At 46.5% G+C, this 15,597-nt stretch carries 13 protein-coding genes; all 13 read left to right on the top strand.

Features of this window, described 5'->3' with window-relative positions; translation table 11 throughout:
* Window positions 1-175 precede the first annotated feature (175 nt).
* The 13 genes from HUG15_RS21465 to HUG15_RS21405 all read left to right on the top strand — a co-directional run bounded on the left by HUG15_RS21465 (window position 176) and on the right by HUG15_RS21405 (window position 15,237).
* The gene (locus tag HUG15_RS21465; protein ID WP_200125658.1) at window positions 176-1,636 is read left to right on the top strand and encodes a S41 family peptidase; all 1,461 of its coding nucleotides are present in this window, start codon (window positions 176-178) and stop codon (window positions 1,634-1,636) included.
* Between the two features lie 245 nt (window positions 1,637-1,881).
* Window positions 1,882-3,033 (top strand): PDZ domain-containing protein, encoded by a 1,152-nt coding sequence (locus HUG15_RS21460; protein WP_200125656.1) that lies wholly within the window; start codon window positions 1,882-1,884, stop codon window positions 3,031-3,033.
* A gap of 143 nt (window positions 3,034-3,176) precedes the next feature.
* The gene (uvrB, locus tag HUG15_RS21455; protein WP_200125654.1) at window positions 3,177-5,159 is read left to right on the top strand and encodes an excinuclease ABC subunit UvrB; all 1,983 of its coding nucleotides are present in this window, start codon (window positions 3,177-3,179) and stop codon (window positions 5,157-5,159) included.
* 69 nt (window positions 5,160-5,228) lie between these two features.
* A complete protein-coding gene (gene uvrA, locus HUG15_RS21450; protein ID WP_200125652.1) occupies window positions 5,229-8,099 on the top strand; it encodes an excinuclease ABC subunit UvrA in 2,871 nt (956 codons plus the stop codon).
* Between the two features lie 193 nt (window positions 8,100-8,292).
* Window positions 8,293-9,477, top strand: coding sequence for a DUF4097 family beta strand repeat-containing protein (locus tag HUG15_RS21445; RefSeq protein WP_200125650.1), 1,185 nt, complete (start codon window positions 8,293-8,295; stop codon window positions 9,475-9,477).
* 31 nt (window positions 9,478-9,508) lie between these two features.
* The gene (locus HUG15_RS21440; protein WP_200125648.1) at window positions 9,509-9,706 is read left to right on the top strand and encodes a PspC domain-containing protein; all 198 of its coding nucleotides are present in this window, start codon (window positions 9,509-9,511) and stop codon (window positions 9,704-9,706) included.
* Window positions 9,706-10,056, top strand: a complete 351-nt coding sequence (locus HUG15_RS21435; protein WP_200125646.1) for a phage holin family protein — start codon at window positions 9,706-9,708, stop codon at window positions 10,054-10,056. Before HUG15_RS21440 ends, HUG15_RS21435 begins: the two co-directional genes overlap by 1 nt.
* Window positions 10,057-10,782: 726 nt before the next feature.
* Window positions 10,783-11,718 carry an HPr(Ser) kinase/phosphatase gene (gene hprK, locus HUG15_RS21430; RefSeq protein ID WP_200125644.1) on the top strand — a complete coding sequence of 312 codons (936 nt, stop codon included), beginning with the start codon at window positions 10,783-10,785 and terminating at the stop codon, window positions 11,716-11,718.
* Between the two features lie 68 nt (window positions 11,719-11,786).
* On the top strand, window positions 11,787-12,647 hold the full coding sequence (gene lgt, locus HUG15_RS21425; protein ID WP_200125642.1) for a prolipoprotein diacylglyceryl transferase: 861 nt from the start codon (window positions 11,787-11,789) through the stop codon (window positions 12,645-12,647).
* Window positions 12,648-12,670: 23 nt separating this feature from the next.
* Complete coding sequence (locus HUG15_RS21420) at window positions 12,671-13,627, top strand: nucleoside recognition domain-containing protein (protein ID WP_200125639.1); 957 nt, start codon at window positions 12,671-12,673, stop codon at window positions 13,625-13,627.
* Window positions 13,599-14,249 (top strand): pyrophosphatase PpaX, encoded by a 651-nt coding sequence (gene ppaX / locus HUG15_RS21415; RefSeq protein ID WP_246516428.1) that lies wholly within the window; start codon window positions 13,599-13,601, stop codon window positions 14,247-14,249. Before HUG15_RS21420 ends, ppaX begins: the two co-directional genes overlap by 29 nt.
* Window positions 14,246-14,752, top strand: coding sequence for an acyltransferase (locus HUG15_RS21410; protein WP_200125635.1), 507 nt, complete (start codon window positions 14,246-14,248; stop codon window positions 14,750-14,752). Before ppaX ends, HUG15_RS21410 begins: the two co-directional genes overlap by 4 nt.
* Window positions 14,752-15,237 carry a hypothetical protein gene (locus HUG15_RS21405; RefSeq protein WP_200125633.1) on the top strand — a complete coding sequence of 162 codons (486 nt, stop codon included), beginning with the start codon at window positions 14,752-14,754 and terminating at the stop codon, window positions 15,235-15,237. Before HUG15_RS21410 ends, HUG15_RS21405 begins: the two co-directional genes overlap by 1 nt.
* Window positions 15,238-15,597 lie beyond the last annotated feature (360 nt).

The following is a 15,597-nucleotide window of genomic DNA, read 5'->3' as shown; positions in this document are numbered from 1 at the left end:
CCCGCTCGATTTTTTTTGTTTCGCCCGTTAAAATGTGTTTAAATGGGAGAAAGAAACATAGCATATGCAAAAGAGAACGGCAAGAAGAAGACCAAATAATAAAGCAGGCGATACTTCAGATTTAGAAATAGATGGGTATGTCATGCTTTCCAAAAGCTAAGATAGAGGTGACAATATGAACGTTAGCGGAAAATGGCTCGTTATCTTAGCGAGTGCGGTCATCATAGCCGGATCCGGAGGGGTGATCGCGGGAGTCTCTATCGGCGAAGAGGGACAAAGCCAAAATCGTACTCCGCAAATGGATGAAGAAAACGGTGAAATTTCATCAGAAGAAGGTTGGGAAAAAGTTCATCAAGCACACGACTTGATTGTGGAACAATATATCGATGATGTTGACGAAAGCACCTTATATGAAGGTGCAATCGAAGGAATGTTAGACGAACTGGATGATCCCTATTCCGTCTATATGGATCAGGAAACAGCGGGTCAGTTTGAGGAATCGTTGGACAGTGAATTTGAAGGCATCGGTGCGGAAGTTAACATGGTGAATGAGAATGTAACGATTGTTTCTCCGATTCAGGGCTCACCGGCAGAAGAAGCCGGGTTAATGCCGGATGACCAAATTTTGGAGATAGATGGAGATTCAACGGAAGGCCAATCTTTGAATGAAGCGGTGATGGACATTCGCGGGGAGAAAGGCACTTCCGTGACGTTGACAATTGAACGTCCCTCTTCTTCCGATCCATTTGAAGTCGAAGTGGAGCGTGACGCGATCCCGATGGAAACCGTCGAAAGCCGAACGATTGACCGGGATGGAGAGACCATCGGTTTACTCGAAGTTATTTCTTTTTCCGCGGAAACAGCCCAAGAATTTGAAGATGAATTGAATGCACTGGAATCTGAGGGCATTGATGGATTGCTCATTGATGTTCGCGATAATCCGGGCGGATACTTGAACAGTGTTCAGGATATTGGTAGTTTGCTGCTCCCTGAAGGGGAGACGATCGTACAAATTGAGCAACCTGACGGGGAGGTGATCGCCACTCCTTCTACGCTCGAGGAAGAAAAAGATTATCCAATGGCGGTGCTCATTAATCAAGGTAGCGCTTCTGCTTCGGAAATATTGGCAGCTGCTCTGCATGAAGCGGGAGAATATGACCTTATTGGCGATACAACGTTTGGCAAGGGGACGGTACAACAAGGATATCAATTCGAAGATGGCAGTGAAATGAATTTATCAATGTCGAGATGGTTGACTTCCGACGGCAACAATATTCATGAAGAAGGCGTGGAGCCGACGATTGAGGAAAGCCAACCGGATTACTTCTATACAGCCGCGCTTGCTGTAGATGAGACGCTCACGTTTGATGACAACAATGATCAAGTGGGCAACGCGCAACATATTTTAGAGGGATTGGGTTTTGATCCGGGCAGAACCGATGGATATTTTGATGAGCAAACAGAAGAAGCGGTGGCTGCTTTCCAACAAGAGACGGACGATTTGGAGGAAAGCGGGGAGATTGATGAAGAGACTGCCCAGCACCTTCATAGCGCAATTGTGGATGAGATTCGTGACGATGAAAATGATCGCCAATTGGATACGGCAATCAGTCATTTAGTTAGTGAAGTGTCCTAATTTCGGGAAAAAGCAGGAATTCCATGACTTTGTGTCGAAATACATCCGTAGCACTAGGGTGTATTTCTCTTTTTTATTTTGTATTGTGTAGTAAAATAGATGTTCAACACTTTAATCAATGGTTGAAATATATGAATATGAATAAATGTAGCCATGACAACTGGCTAGCGTAGTGTTTTTCCGCAGCGGTTACTTAAATCAAATGAAGAGCTAAACAAACGATGCTTTTAGAAGGAGATCAAATAATGGATCATTGGTTTATAGATCTAGTGATTGGTATAGGAAGCTTCTTTATTCACCCGTTGACCTATATCGGTTTATTGGCAATGATAGGCATTGGCTATCGCCGTTTAAAAAGGGAAAGAAAGATGTTTCATATGTCCACCGGCTCTGTTGGGAAAGACGTTTTTCACCGTCTATTACCGGGGGTATTGGCAGGAGTTGTTTTATCGGTTGTTGCATTGGCGTCCGGTATTGTGCTTACCCCGGAATTCCTATTGACAACGACAGCAACCTATCTTGTGCTGATTATTGTCGGGGGCGCGGGATTTGCCTCTCCTGCCTATGCATTGGGGTTAGCGTTGCTTCTGTCCTATTTTCTGCCTTTCGGCGGCGGAACGTCTGTAGACCCATTACCCGTCCTTATCATCATCGGGTCATTGCTATTTATTGAAGGGGTGTTCATGCGCTTACAGTCAAAGCGCGAGCAGTTTTCACCCCTTCGTTTACGCAGCAAAAGGGGGAAATGGGTCGGAGGTCAACGCCTTGATCGAATGTGGCTCATCCCCGTGTGCATATTCATTCCCGGTGAAACGTTCGTAGCGGGAGATTGGTGGCCATTACTCCCGGTTACGGATGATGTATCAATGCTCCTGGTGCCTTTTCTCGTTGGATTTCGTCTAACGACGCTCGGGCAGCGCATGAAAATAAAAATAAAAAGTGCCGGAACGAGAATGATAGGATTTGGGGCGCTGTTATTTGTTGGCGCTGCTCTAGTGATGTACCTCCCCGGATGGGTGTGGTTGCCAGTCGTGCTTATCGCGATTATCGGTCGGATGCTTTTGCAGTTCTACGAGTACGTTAGCGATCGGAGGAAAGATTATTATTTTGTACCGAAAAATGATGGCATCGTCATTCTCAGTGTATTACCGGAATCCCCGGGTGAGAAAATGGGTCTTCTGCCCGGAGAAATTGTGACAAAGGTGCATGGCAATCCCATCCATACGGAATGGAATTTTTATCAGCAATTACAGATCAATCCGGCATATGGCCGTATTGAAGTGATCGACGCCAATGGGGAGCGGCGCGTAGAGAAAGCGGCTTTGTATGACAATCAACATCATGAGCTGGGCTTGTTATTTTTGCATCCTAACGAGGAATCATGGGAAGATGAATAAAGGAATAAAACCTTCCGAAAGAGCCATTCAAATGCATTCGGGAGGCTTTTTGCCATCTGTGAGCAAATAAACGTTCGTTTATTTTCAAATTGTGTTATAATACGCTATAAAGGAATGGTATCGCCAGCGAAGGAGGGTGAACGTTGCCACAAACGTTTTCACTTGAATCTGTTTATCAACCCGAAGGGGATCAACCTAAAGCGATAGAAAAAATAGCAGAAGGAATTAAGGCAGACAAGAAACACCAAGTGTTGTTGGGAGCAACGGGAACGGGCAAAACATTTACGGTGTCAAACGTGATTCAGGAAGTGAACAAACCGACGCTTGTCATGGCACACAATAAAACACTCGCCGGTCAGCTGTACAGCGAATTTAAATCATTTTTTCCCAATAATGCTGTCGAGTATTTCGTCAGTTATTACGATTACTATCAACCGGAAGCCTACGTCCCGCAGTCGGATACATTTATTGAAAAAGATGCCAGCATCAACGATGAAATCGATAAACTACGGCACTCTGCGACGAGCGCGTTATTTGAACGCAATGACGTCATCATTATCGCCAGTGTCTCTTGTATCTATGGACTGGGTTCGCCGGAAGAATACCGCGATTTGGTCGTTTCCCTTCGTAAGGGGATGGAAAAAGGAAGAGATGAACTTTTAAATAATCTCGTCGATGTGCAATATGATCGTAACGATATTAATTTTACAAGAGGGACTTTCCGCGTTCGCGGGGATGTTGTGGAAATTTTCCCGGCTTCCCGGGATGAACATTGCATTCGTGTGGAATTTTTTGGAGATGAGATTGACCGGATGACCGAAGTGGATGCACTAACGGGAGAAGTGCTTGGCGAACGCAACCATGTTGCGATTTTTCCGGCTTCCCACTTCGTTACGCGCGAACAAAAAATGAAAAAAGCGATCGTCAATATCGAGCAAGAGTTGGCCGAACGGCTTCAGGAACTGAAAAGCCGGGATAAGCTTGTGGAGGCGCAGCGCCTGGAACAGCGTACCCGCTACGATATTGAAATGATGCAAGAAATGGGCTTTTGCTCCGGGATTGAAAACTATTCCAGGCATTTAACGTTTCGTGAACCGGGCGAAGCGCCGTACACGCTCCTGGATTTCTTTCCGGATGATTTTCTTATGATCATCGACGAATCCCACGCGACGCTGCCGCAAGTGAGAGGCATGTATAATGGTGACCGGGCGCGAAAACAAGTATTGGTCGACCACGGATTTCGGTTGCCTTCGGCAATGGACAACCGTCCGTTAAAATTCGAGGAGTTTGAAAAGCGCGTGTCGCAAGCAGTCTACGTTTCCGCAACTCCCGGTCCCTACGAAGAGGAGAAAGCACCGGAGGTGGTCGAACAGATCATTCGCCCGACCGGGTTGCTTGATCCGAAGGTGAGCGTGCGGCCGATCGAAGGGCAGATCGATGATTTAATCGGCGAGATTAACGATCGGCAGACAAAAAATGAACGTGTGTTAGTGACCACGCTTACGAAGAAAATGGCGGAAGACCTGACGGACTATTTAAAAGAAGTCGGCATTAAAGTGAAATATTTACACTCGGATGTAAAAACGCTGGATCGCTTGGAAATTGTTCGCCAACTTCGTCTCGGTGATTTTGATTGTCTTGTCGGTATCAACCTTTTGCGTGAAGGATTGGATATTCCGGAAGTCTCGCTCGTGGCGATTTTGGACGCAGATAAAGAAGGGTTTTTGCGCGCTGAACGGTCCTTGATCCAAACGATGGGGCGTGCGGCACGTCATGAGGATGGACAAGTGATCATGTATGCCGATAAGGAAACGCGATCGATGGAAGTCGCGATAAACGAGACAAAAAGACGACGGGGTATTCAAGAAGCGTATAATGAAAAGCATGGCATTACACCGAAAACCATTGAAAAAGCGGTGCCAGAGGCGATACAAGCTACGGTAGCCGCAGAAGATGAAGTGAGTTTCTCAACGCCGAAAGACAAGAAAATGACGAAGGACGAAAAGAATCGTTTAATCGACCAAATAGAGGAGGAAATGAAAGATGCCGCGAAGCAACTTGACTTTGAACGTGCCGCGGAACTTCGCGATACGATGATTGAATTAAAGGGAAAGAAAACATCATAAAGGTACGAGAGGTCTTTCTCGCTTCCCATCTCTCGCCTCTCACATTTAGTACAAGGAGTGACCGGAACCATGGCCAATGAGAGTATCAGCATAAAAGGAGCGCGTTCCCATAACCTGAAAGGGGTAGATCTTACGATTCCCCGAGATAAGTTGATCGTTTTTACCGGGCTATCGGGCTCGGGTAAGTCGTCGTTGGCGTTTGACACGATTTATGCCGAAGGGCAAAGGCGATACGTGGAATCGTTATCTTCCTATGCGCGGCAATTTTTGGGACAGATGGATAAACCGGATGTAGATTCGATCGAAGGACTATCCCCGGCCATATCCATTGACCAAAAAACGACAAGCCAAAACCCGCGCTCTACAGTGGGGACGGTCACGGAAATCTATGATTATTTACGGTTATTATTTGCGCGTGTCGGTGTTCCGTATTGCCCGAACCATAACATTCCCATTACGTCGCAAAGCGTCCAGCAAATGATTGACCAATTGATGGGTTATCCCGAACGGACGCGCATTCAAATTCTCGCTCCCTTGGAAGCCGAACGAAAGGGCACGCATGTAAAAGTCTTTGAGGATTTAAAGAAAAAAGGATTTGTGCGCGTACGTGTGAACGGGGAGATCCGCGATTTGTCCGAAGACATTTCCTTGGAAAAAAATAAGAAACATACTATTGAAGTCGTCATTGATCGGGTAATTATAAAAGAGGGAGTGGAATCCCGTCTCTCCGGGTCACTGGAAACAGGGTTGGAAGAATCGGGGGGGCGCGTCCTTATTGATGTCATCGACGGGGGAGAAGTATTGTTTAACCAACATCACGCTTGTCCGTATTGCGGATTTTCCGTTGATGAATTGGAGCCAAGGTTGTTTTCTTTTAACAATCCTTCCGGTGCTTGTCCGACCTGTGACGGCATTGGTTCCAAGCTGGAAACCGATGAAGAGTTGGTTATCCCGAACCCATCTCTTACCTTGCGCCAGCATGCCATCCTTCCATGGATGCCGACAAGTTCCGATTATTACCCGCAACTGCTCGCTGCCGCTTGTGAACATTTTGGGATCGATATGGATGTGCCGTTTGAGCAACTGTCCAGACAGGATCAAAAAATTATACTGCATGGCAACCGAAAAGAGCAGATTCATTTTCGGCATGAGAATGAGTTCGGCAATGTAAGGGAACGCAAAATCTATTTTGAAGGCGTGTTGAAAAACGTATCCAGACGATACTACTCTACCTCATCGGATTATACGCGTGAACAGATGGAGCAGTTTATGGTCCGGAAGGCTTGTCAAGCTTGCGGGGGTCATCGCCTAAAAGATGAAGCGCTTGCCGTTTTGCTCAATGGGAAGCACATCGGTGAAGTGACAGACCTGTCCATCGACAGGGCTAAAGCCTACATGGGAACGCTAGATTTATCGGAAAAAGAGATGCAGATTGCCCGCCTTATCATCCAGGAAATTAACAACCGACTAGGATTTTTGAGCAACGTGGGCATCGATTATTTGAATATGAGCCGAATGGCCGGGACCTTGTCCGGCGGGGAAGCCCAACGAATCCGGCTGGCTACCCAAATCGGTTCCGCGTTAATGGGGGTTCTTTATATCCTTGATGAACCTTCCATCGGTTTGCATCAGCGTGATAATATGCGCTTAATCCACACGCTTGAAAACATGCGTGACCTAGGAAACACGGTTATCGTCGTTGAACATGATGAAGATACGATGCTCGCGGCGGATCATATTGTGGACATCGGCCCCGGCGCAGGTTTGCAAGGAGGATATATTACTGCAGAAGGATCGCCGCAAACCATTCGTGAACATCCCGAATCCTTAACAGGCAACTACTTATCCGGGAAAAAATTTATACCATTACCGACAAGTCGCCGACCAACGACAAAGCGCAAACTTACGGTCAAAGGTGCGGACGGGAATAATTTGAAAAATATCGATGTTGATCTTCCCCTCGGTGTTTTTAATGCCGTTACCGGCGTTTCCGGTTCCGGTAAAAGCACACTCATTAATGAGATACTGCGAAAATCCCTCTCCAAGAAATTGCACCGGGCAAAAGAAAAGCCCGCGAAGCACAAAGAAATCAAGGGCATGGAGGAACTCGATTTCGTCGTGAACATTGATCAGTCACCGATCGGACGTACACCACGCTCCAATCCGGCGACGTACACCGGTGTATTTGATTATATCCGTGAAGTATTTGCCATGACCAACGAAGCAAAAGTGCGCGGCTATAAAAAAGGACGTTTCAGCTTTAACGTAAAGGGTGGGCGTTGCGAAACATGCCGGGGAGATGGCATTATAAAGATAGAGATGCACTTTTTGCCTGATGTATACGTGGAATGTGAAGAGTGCGGCGGCAAACGTTACAACCGGGAGACGTTGGATATCCGCTATAAAGGAAAAGATATTGCGGAAGTACTGGAAATGACTGTTGACGAAGGGGTGGAATTCTTTGAGAACATCCCCAGAATCAACCGGAAACTGCAAACGTTGAAAGATGTAGGTCTCGGGTATATTAAACTTGGGCAACAGGCAACAACGCTTTCCGGTGGGGAAGCCCAGCGGGTAAAATTGGCCTCCCAACTGCATCGGCGCACGACCGGCCGCTCCCTTTACATTTTGGATGAACCGACGACCGGCCTTCATATGGATGATATCCGCCGGCTATTGCAAGTGTTGCAGCGCCTCGTTAATAATGGAGATACAGTTATCGTTATCGAACACAACCTGGACGTCATTAAAACAGTGGACCATATTATTGATCTCGGGCCAGAAGGTGGTGATGGTGGCGGTGAGATCGTCGCAACAGGCACCCCCGAGGCAGTCGCTAACGTTGAACACTCCTATACAGCACGTTTTTTAAAGCCGATTTTAGAGCGGGAAAACGAACGAATGGAAGCGTTGGAAAAGAATGAAGCCGTCGTCAAGTGATTTTTTCAACCGACGCTGGACAGTTCATGGTCGCATGCGACATGCGTGTTCAAAAAGGAGGACAAAAAAGCCGAGAAGGTCCTGGAAGCGTAGCTTCGAGCATCGGAGCGTACGTTGTTTGGCACGTGAGAATTCGATTGCTTTTTTCCCGGCCTTTTTGAACAACCTTTAAAATGAAAGCGAGGAAAAAATCATGCAAGAAGAACGTAAAATGATTCTGCAGATGGTGGAAGATGGCAAAATCAGTCCGGAAGATGGAAGTAAGTTGATTAAGGCATTGTCATCGGGGAAAGAAAAAGAGACGACGACAAGTTCGGCAACAACGCGCAAAAGCAAAGAAGAAGATAAAACCGAAACGTCCGGCAGTACGGATTTAAGCACGAGGATTGATTGGGATAAAAGTAATCGCCATCACGATGAATCATGGAAAAACTACCGTGAAGAACGGGATGCAAAAGGGTCCCCTTTTTCTGAAGGTGCGCGCTGGTTTACGGAATTTGTGGATTCGGCGGTTCATAAAATCAAAGAGCTCGACCTCGACTTCAATTTTGGCTCTGCGCAGGAAATCAATCATATTTTTCAACACACGAACATGCAGGAGCGAGTTTTTGAATTGTCGCTGGAAAATGGATCGGTTGATATTCAACCATGGGATGGAGCAGATGGAAAAATCGAGTGTAGCGCCAAAGTCTACAAGGCGGAAAGCGAAGAGGATGCCCGACGTATTTTTCTTGAAGACACGGTGTTTGAGACCGTTGAGGAAGTGCTCCACTTTTATACAAAATCGAAAAAAATCAAATTGCAGGCCACGGTATATGTGCCGCGTGAACGCTTTGAAAAACTATCGTTGTATACGTTTAACGGCCATTTGAACATGAATGGGCTAAACAGTATAGCTTTGTCGGCGAAAGTCGTAAACGGAACCATTAACATGGAAGACGTTCGTGCCGATGTGCTTGAAGTGGAAACGGTCAATGGTTCCATTGACCTTGACGGGGCAACAAGCGAGCGTGCCGATTTGCGCACCGTACATGGAAGCATTGATATTAATGGAAACATTGAAGATATTGATGCCGAATCCGTGAATGGTTCCGTTAATTGCCACTTTAACGGCAAAGAAGGCGGCCATGTTTCGTTAACGGCAACGACCGGCTCTGTTTTCCTCGCTGTTCCGGAAGACATTCGCACGGAAGGAAAATTGAAAACAAATGTCGGGAACTACCATTGGAAACTTCCAAATGTCGAAGTGCTTGATGAAAAACGGGATTTTATCCAAAAAACATTAACGTTCGTTTCCAACCCGGATAAATCAACCGTATTACGGGTGGACGCCGGCACGAAAACAGGGTCCGTATCGGTGAAAACCGATAATCGTTAAATGCATCACAAGCCAGGGAGGTGGAAGATGAATGAAACGTTTTGTACGATCCGCCAATAGCCGCATCATTACCGGCGTTTGTGGAGGCATTGGCCAATATTTTAATATTGATCCGGTCATTATTAGGATAGTGGCTGTGATCAGCCTTTTTATCAGCCTTGGGATCACGCTGCTTGTTTATTTGTTGCTCACCGTGTTGGTGCCAAGTGAAGGAGACTTTCGCTCATAATGGGTTGCCTCTTTAACATTATCATCAATGCTGTTGTTTTAATGGTCACGGGATTAATCTTCACCGGTTTTGAATTGGAAAACGTTTGGGCAGCTTTGATTGCCGCTGTCCTGCTCGCGATTGTCAATTCGATTGTTCGTCCGATACTCGTTGTTTTGACCCTGCCTGTTACGGTGCTGACATTAGGTATTTTTCTCTTTATCATCAATGCTGCCATGCTTATGTTAATCGCGTGGATTATGGGCGGCGCGTTTGTCATTGATGGATTCGGAACAGCTATATTGGCAGCGGTCGTAATGGCTATTCTAAACGCGATGATTAATGTCGTTTTAAAACCGGCGAGAGCTTAATCGAAGGGCACCTGCTAAGCGAGGGGTGCTCTTTTTTTAGTAGGTAAGAAAGTATAAATCAACTTTCTTACCTACGTAAGTGCAACTAAGGCTTTTGGCCATACAGCTTGGCGAAAGCTAAGTTTTCTAATATGGACGCAGTTCATGACGCCCGGAGCGCGTATTATACGGAATATACGGTAGCTATGAAGCGTTTATGGCTACCGAAACGAGTATTATCCGGTCCGCTAGGGTCACCATGAGGCGTTCATGAGTTCCGAAATGATCAAAGATCGGTCGATAATGGTTGCCATGAAACGGTTGTGGGATCTTTATTCATCTCGTAGACCTCGACCATACCATTATCGATGGAAAACATGCTACAATAAATAACGTGTGATCATTATACATGTCGCTTTCACTACTTATAAAGTGTAACTTTCATCAGAGGGGGGCTTCTCTTCTGACGGTGGCACTTCACCAAAATCTATCGTTGATACCAGTGGATAATGATGGTAATGAAACACGCTAGCGTAGTGTTTTTCCGTAGCGATGACTATAGATTTTAGTGTTGACCACTGATGGTTAGTTGAACCAATCGGGGTGTTAGTCGCCCATTTTTCCGGAAGTCAGAAATCGGAAGCCGGAAGCCTTTCCGGATATCAGATGTTGGAAGTCTGGATTCCAACATCTGACCTCTGAAATCTGATCCGCCGGGATGCCACATCCAAGTTCGGAGGGAACAAGATGACTAAGGTCACGGCAAGAGATTTGATTGATCGTTTCTCACTGGAATTATTAAGCGGTGAAGAGGGGATTTACCGGCTGATTACTACGAGTGACATTTCTCGTCCCGGCTTGGAAATGGCAGGTTTTTTCACCTATTATCCGCGAAGAAGGTTACAGTTGTTGGGCCGCTCGGAGCTTACGTTTCTTGAACAGTTGGATACCGATGTGAAATTGGAACGTTTGGATAAATTATGTACGGCCAATACACCCGGCGTCATTATATCCAGAGGGCTGGAAGCATCGGCGGAATTGCTGAGTATCTCCGAAAAATCCGGCGTTCCGATCATGCGTGCCAATGATACGACGACACGAATCAGTAGCCAACTGACCGAATTTCTTGAAGCGCAGCTCGCGGAAACGACGGCGGTGCATGGCGTCCTTGTAGACATATACGGGATCGGTGTCTTGCTTACCGGGGCCAGTGGGGTTGGAAAAAGTGAAACGGCACTGGACTTAGTGCGGAGGGGGCACCGGCTTGTTGCCGATGATTCGGTGGAAATCAGTCAGCAGCACGGGAATACATTGATGGGGCGCCCTCCTGAACTGATTAAGCACCTGCTTGAAATTCGAGGGCTTGGCATCATTGATGTGATGACGTTATTCGGTGCCGGGGCGGTAAGGCCTTTTAAACGGATCACCCTTAACGTGCACCTTGAGCTTTGGGATGAAGATAAGGCTTACGATCGGTTAGGCATTGACGAAGATACGATGAGAATCATTGAAACGGATATCCCCAAATATACGATTCCGGTGCGCCCGGGGCGTAACTTGGCTGTTATTGTGGAGGTCGCTGCCATGAACTTTCGCTTGAAGCGCATGGGCATCAATGCAGCACAGGAATTTTCGGACAAATTGATGGGTGTGATCGAAGATTATGATCGAGATGAATTTTAATGCAGTCTCCGAATCAAAAGTACTAACATACATCGGAAAAGAATCAAATAAAGGAGGTGGCCATCCGGATGCTTTTTCATGCACAGCCGCTGGATCCCGTAGCCTTTGAAATTGGAGGGTTTCCGGTCCAGTGGTATGGAATCTTAATCGTGCTGGGGGCGGCCATAGGCTATGTAATAGCAGCGAGGGAAGCAAAAAAACACGGCTATCCGGATGATTTATTTGCCGATTTGCTTATTTGGGCAGTCCCGATTGCGATTATCAGTGCCCGTCTTTATTATGTCATTTTTCAATTTGATTATTATGCGCAAAACCCGGCACAAATTATTGCCATTTGGGAAGGCGGTTTGGCCATTCACGGAGGATTAATCGGGGCCGTGATTACAGGCATTGTTTTTGCCAAACGGCGCGGGTATTCCTTTTGGAAACTGGCCGATATTGCCGCGCCCAGTATCATTCTCGGGCAAGCGATTGGCCGTTGGGGCAATTTCATGAACCAAGAAGCCTACGGGGGAGAGGTTTCCCGGGCATTTTTGGAAAACCTCATGTTGCCGGATTGGATTATTGATCAAATGTTTATTGAAGGCGCCTATCATCATCCGACCTTTTTGTACGAAAGCATTTGGAATGTGCTCGGCTTTGCATTATTGATCTTCGTTTTACGGCGAATGAATTTACGTCGCGGAAGCATTTTCTTGACGTATGTCATTTGGTACTCGTTCGGCCGCTTCTTTATCGAAGGAATGCGTACGGACAGCTTAATGATCGGAGACCTTTTGCAAACGGCACAAATTATTTCCGTCGTGCTTATCGCGGGTGCGATCATTTTTATGATTTATCATCGCAAGACAGGGATCATCGAATCGCGTTATTGGGACAAAGACGAGAAACTTATGAAAAAAAACCGAAATAAAAAGAAGAAAAAGTGACTTTTGATTAGGGGAAAGATAACATGCAAACGCTGAAAAGGGGTCTGAAATCAGGGCTGGATACGACCTGGACATTGGCGAAGATCATCTTTCCGATCACCTTTGCCGTGACTATTCTGTCGTTCACGCCGGCCCTGGATTGGCTTGCGGCGCAATTGGCGCCGTTTATGTCTTGGATAGGGTTGCCCGGGGAGGCGGCCATCCCGCTCGTCCTTGGGAATGTATTAAACTTATATGCAGCTATCGGCTCGATTTTAACGTTTGATTTTACGGTAAAAGAAGTATTTATTCTTGCCGTAATGCTTTCTTTTTCACACAATTTGTTTGTTGAATCGGCGGTTGCAGTCAAATTGGGAATACGCATGTCCGTCGTTTTGGCGGTACGCATCGGTCTTGCCATCGTATCTGCCTTTCTCATTCACTGGATCTGGCAAGGCGGGAACGAACCGGCACAATATGGCTTTGTCAGCGGCACGGAACCTGTTGAAGTCAGCGGGTGGTTGGATGTTCTTTTGGAAGCGGCATCGAGTGCTGCCATGGGTGTTGTGACAATCGCGGTCTTTGTGTTTCCAATTATGATGATCGTTCAGGTCATGAAAGACTTCAACATGTTGGATTGGTTTTCCAATAAGATGTTACCCTTTACCCGCATGCTCGGCATACAGCCCAACACATCGACGACGTTGGCATCCGGTATCTTTTTTGGGCTCGCTTTCGGAGCAGGGGTCATGATTCAAGAGGCAAGGGAAAACGGTGTGAAGAAAAAAGATTTATACCTCGTTTTTATCTTTTTGGTTGCCTGTCATGGTATCGTAGAAGACACACTCATTTTCATTCCGCTCGGGATTCCGGTATTGCCGCTGCTCATCATTCGGGTAGTGACCGCAATTTTGCTAACGATGGCGATCGCTTATTTCTGGAACCGTTTGGAAAAACAGGAGGCGAATGTTGATGGACGACGTGAATACAGTTCTTTTTGACCTTGATGGAACGCTAATCGATACGAACGATTTGATTATAGCATCTTTTGTCCACACGCTCGAACACTATTATCCAGGTAGGTTTGAGCGGGAAGATATCCTTGATTTTATCGGACCGTCATTGGCCGATACGTTTCATAACCTGGACACAGACCGGGCAGAAGAAATGATGACGATGTATCGTGAACACAATCATGCCCGCCATGATGAATTAGTCAAAGAATACACAGGTGTCCGTGAAACCTTAGAACAATTGGCGTCTGCATCATTCCGATTAGGAATTGTGACGACGAAACGGGGGGAGACTGCTTGGAAAGGGTTGAATTTGATGGGGATAAACTCTTTTTTTAAGACGGTAATCACCCTCGATGATGTAGAGAATGCCAAACCCCACCCCGAACCGTTGGAGAAAGCAATGAAAGCGTTGGGGGCGACAGCGACAGAGACGCTTATGGTCGGCGATAATGTGCATGATATCGAAGGAGGGAAAAATGCGGGGACGAAAACCGCCGCGGTTGCCTGGTCGATAAAGGGCGTTGACGCGATGAGGAAACACAAGCCGGATGTGATTCTTGATGATATGCGCGACCTTCTCGGCATTTTGGGAGTGCCTGGGCAATGACCCGCCGGACCGATCGTTACCACGTTTCTAAAAACAATTCCCTTTGGCATATTTATCAAACGGTTCCTTTTTTTAAAGTTGTAAAAAATTTCATTGTCATCGAAATCGCCCGTATCACGCCTTTTCTAAGTGTGAAAAACTGGCTTTATCGAACGTTTTTGCACATGAATGTCGGAGCAAAAACCGCCTTTGCTTTGAAGGTGACGCCCGATTTGATGTTTCCGGAGAAGATATCGGTGGGCAGTAACTGTGTGATTGGCTTCAACACGACGCTGCTCACCCATGAATATTTAATTGATGAATATCGTCTCGGGGACATTCAAATCGGCGATAATGTCATGATCGGCGCCCAATCATTGGTCCTGCCCGGCGTGACGATCGGCGATGGGGCAGTCGTCTCGGCGATGACGCTCGTGCATAAAGACGTGCCTGCCGGAACTTTTGTTGGGGGGAACCCGATGCAGGTTATTCGGGAAGAAACACAAAAGGAGAAGGAGACTTAATGGAGGCAATCATCTTACTCATGTTTTTCTTCGTGCTATTCATCTTCGCGGAAGGAATTGCGCTCTATCTTTTGTTTGCGTTCGGTCTTTTTCGGCTTGCCAGTAGAAATGAAATCGCAAATGCCTGGCTCGCATTTATCCCAATCGCCCAGTATTACACGCTCGGTATGGTGGTGTGGGATCGCGTGTCGGCTGGATTTCGGGACGTTCTTCCTTGGTTGATGATCGGGTTAGCCGCGGCGCAAATTCCGCTAATGTTTCTGCAGATGATTTTTCCGCCGATTGTTATATTATCCATGTTATTATCGTTAACCACAATCGGGCTTGTTTTGTATGCCCTCTTTGAGTTATTCGGGAAGTATAGTGATCAATACGTCATTCTTCTCGTTTTTTCAATATTAACATTAGGCCTTGTCGGGGTAATCGCCACGTTTGTGATTAGGAATAATGAAGAAAGGCCTGTTGATCAGGCGCACGCGGCGTGAATTTATATGGGCGGTTTGGAGTAAGCGAACAGCTGCAGTGTTCATATCGGGTGTGGATGTGGCAAAATAATAGGCCCATACAGGTAGAGTTGACATTAGTTCATTTTTCCCCAAGCTCCGTTCTACTTGGAAATACAAAGTAATCCCTCAGCCGGAGGCCGAGCTGCTCTGAGAGGAACAAGCGAAGGGAAGTAATCCCTCAAACGAAGGTCGAGCAGCTCTGAGAGGGATAACAAGCCGTGAAGGCATGTATTACGCAGAGAATGCATGGTCGACAAGCCTGTATGGCATGCAAATGGAGGTCAGAGGTTTTAACGAATATTGCCGTCCTGAAATTATGTCCCTTCAGAAACTGTTAAA

It is taken from the genome of Salicibibacter cibarius (assembly GCF_016495725.1).
GTDB classification, from domain to species: domain Bacteria; phylum Bacillota; class Bacilli; order Bacillales; family Marinococcaceae; genus Salicibibacter; species Salicibibacter cibarius.
This window is presented reverse-complemented; position numbering and strand designations above follow the sequence as displayed.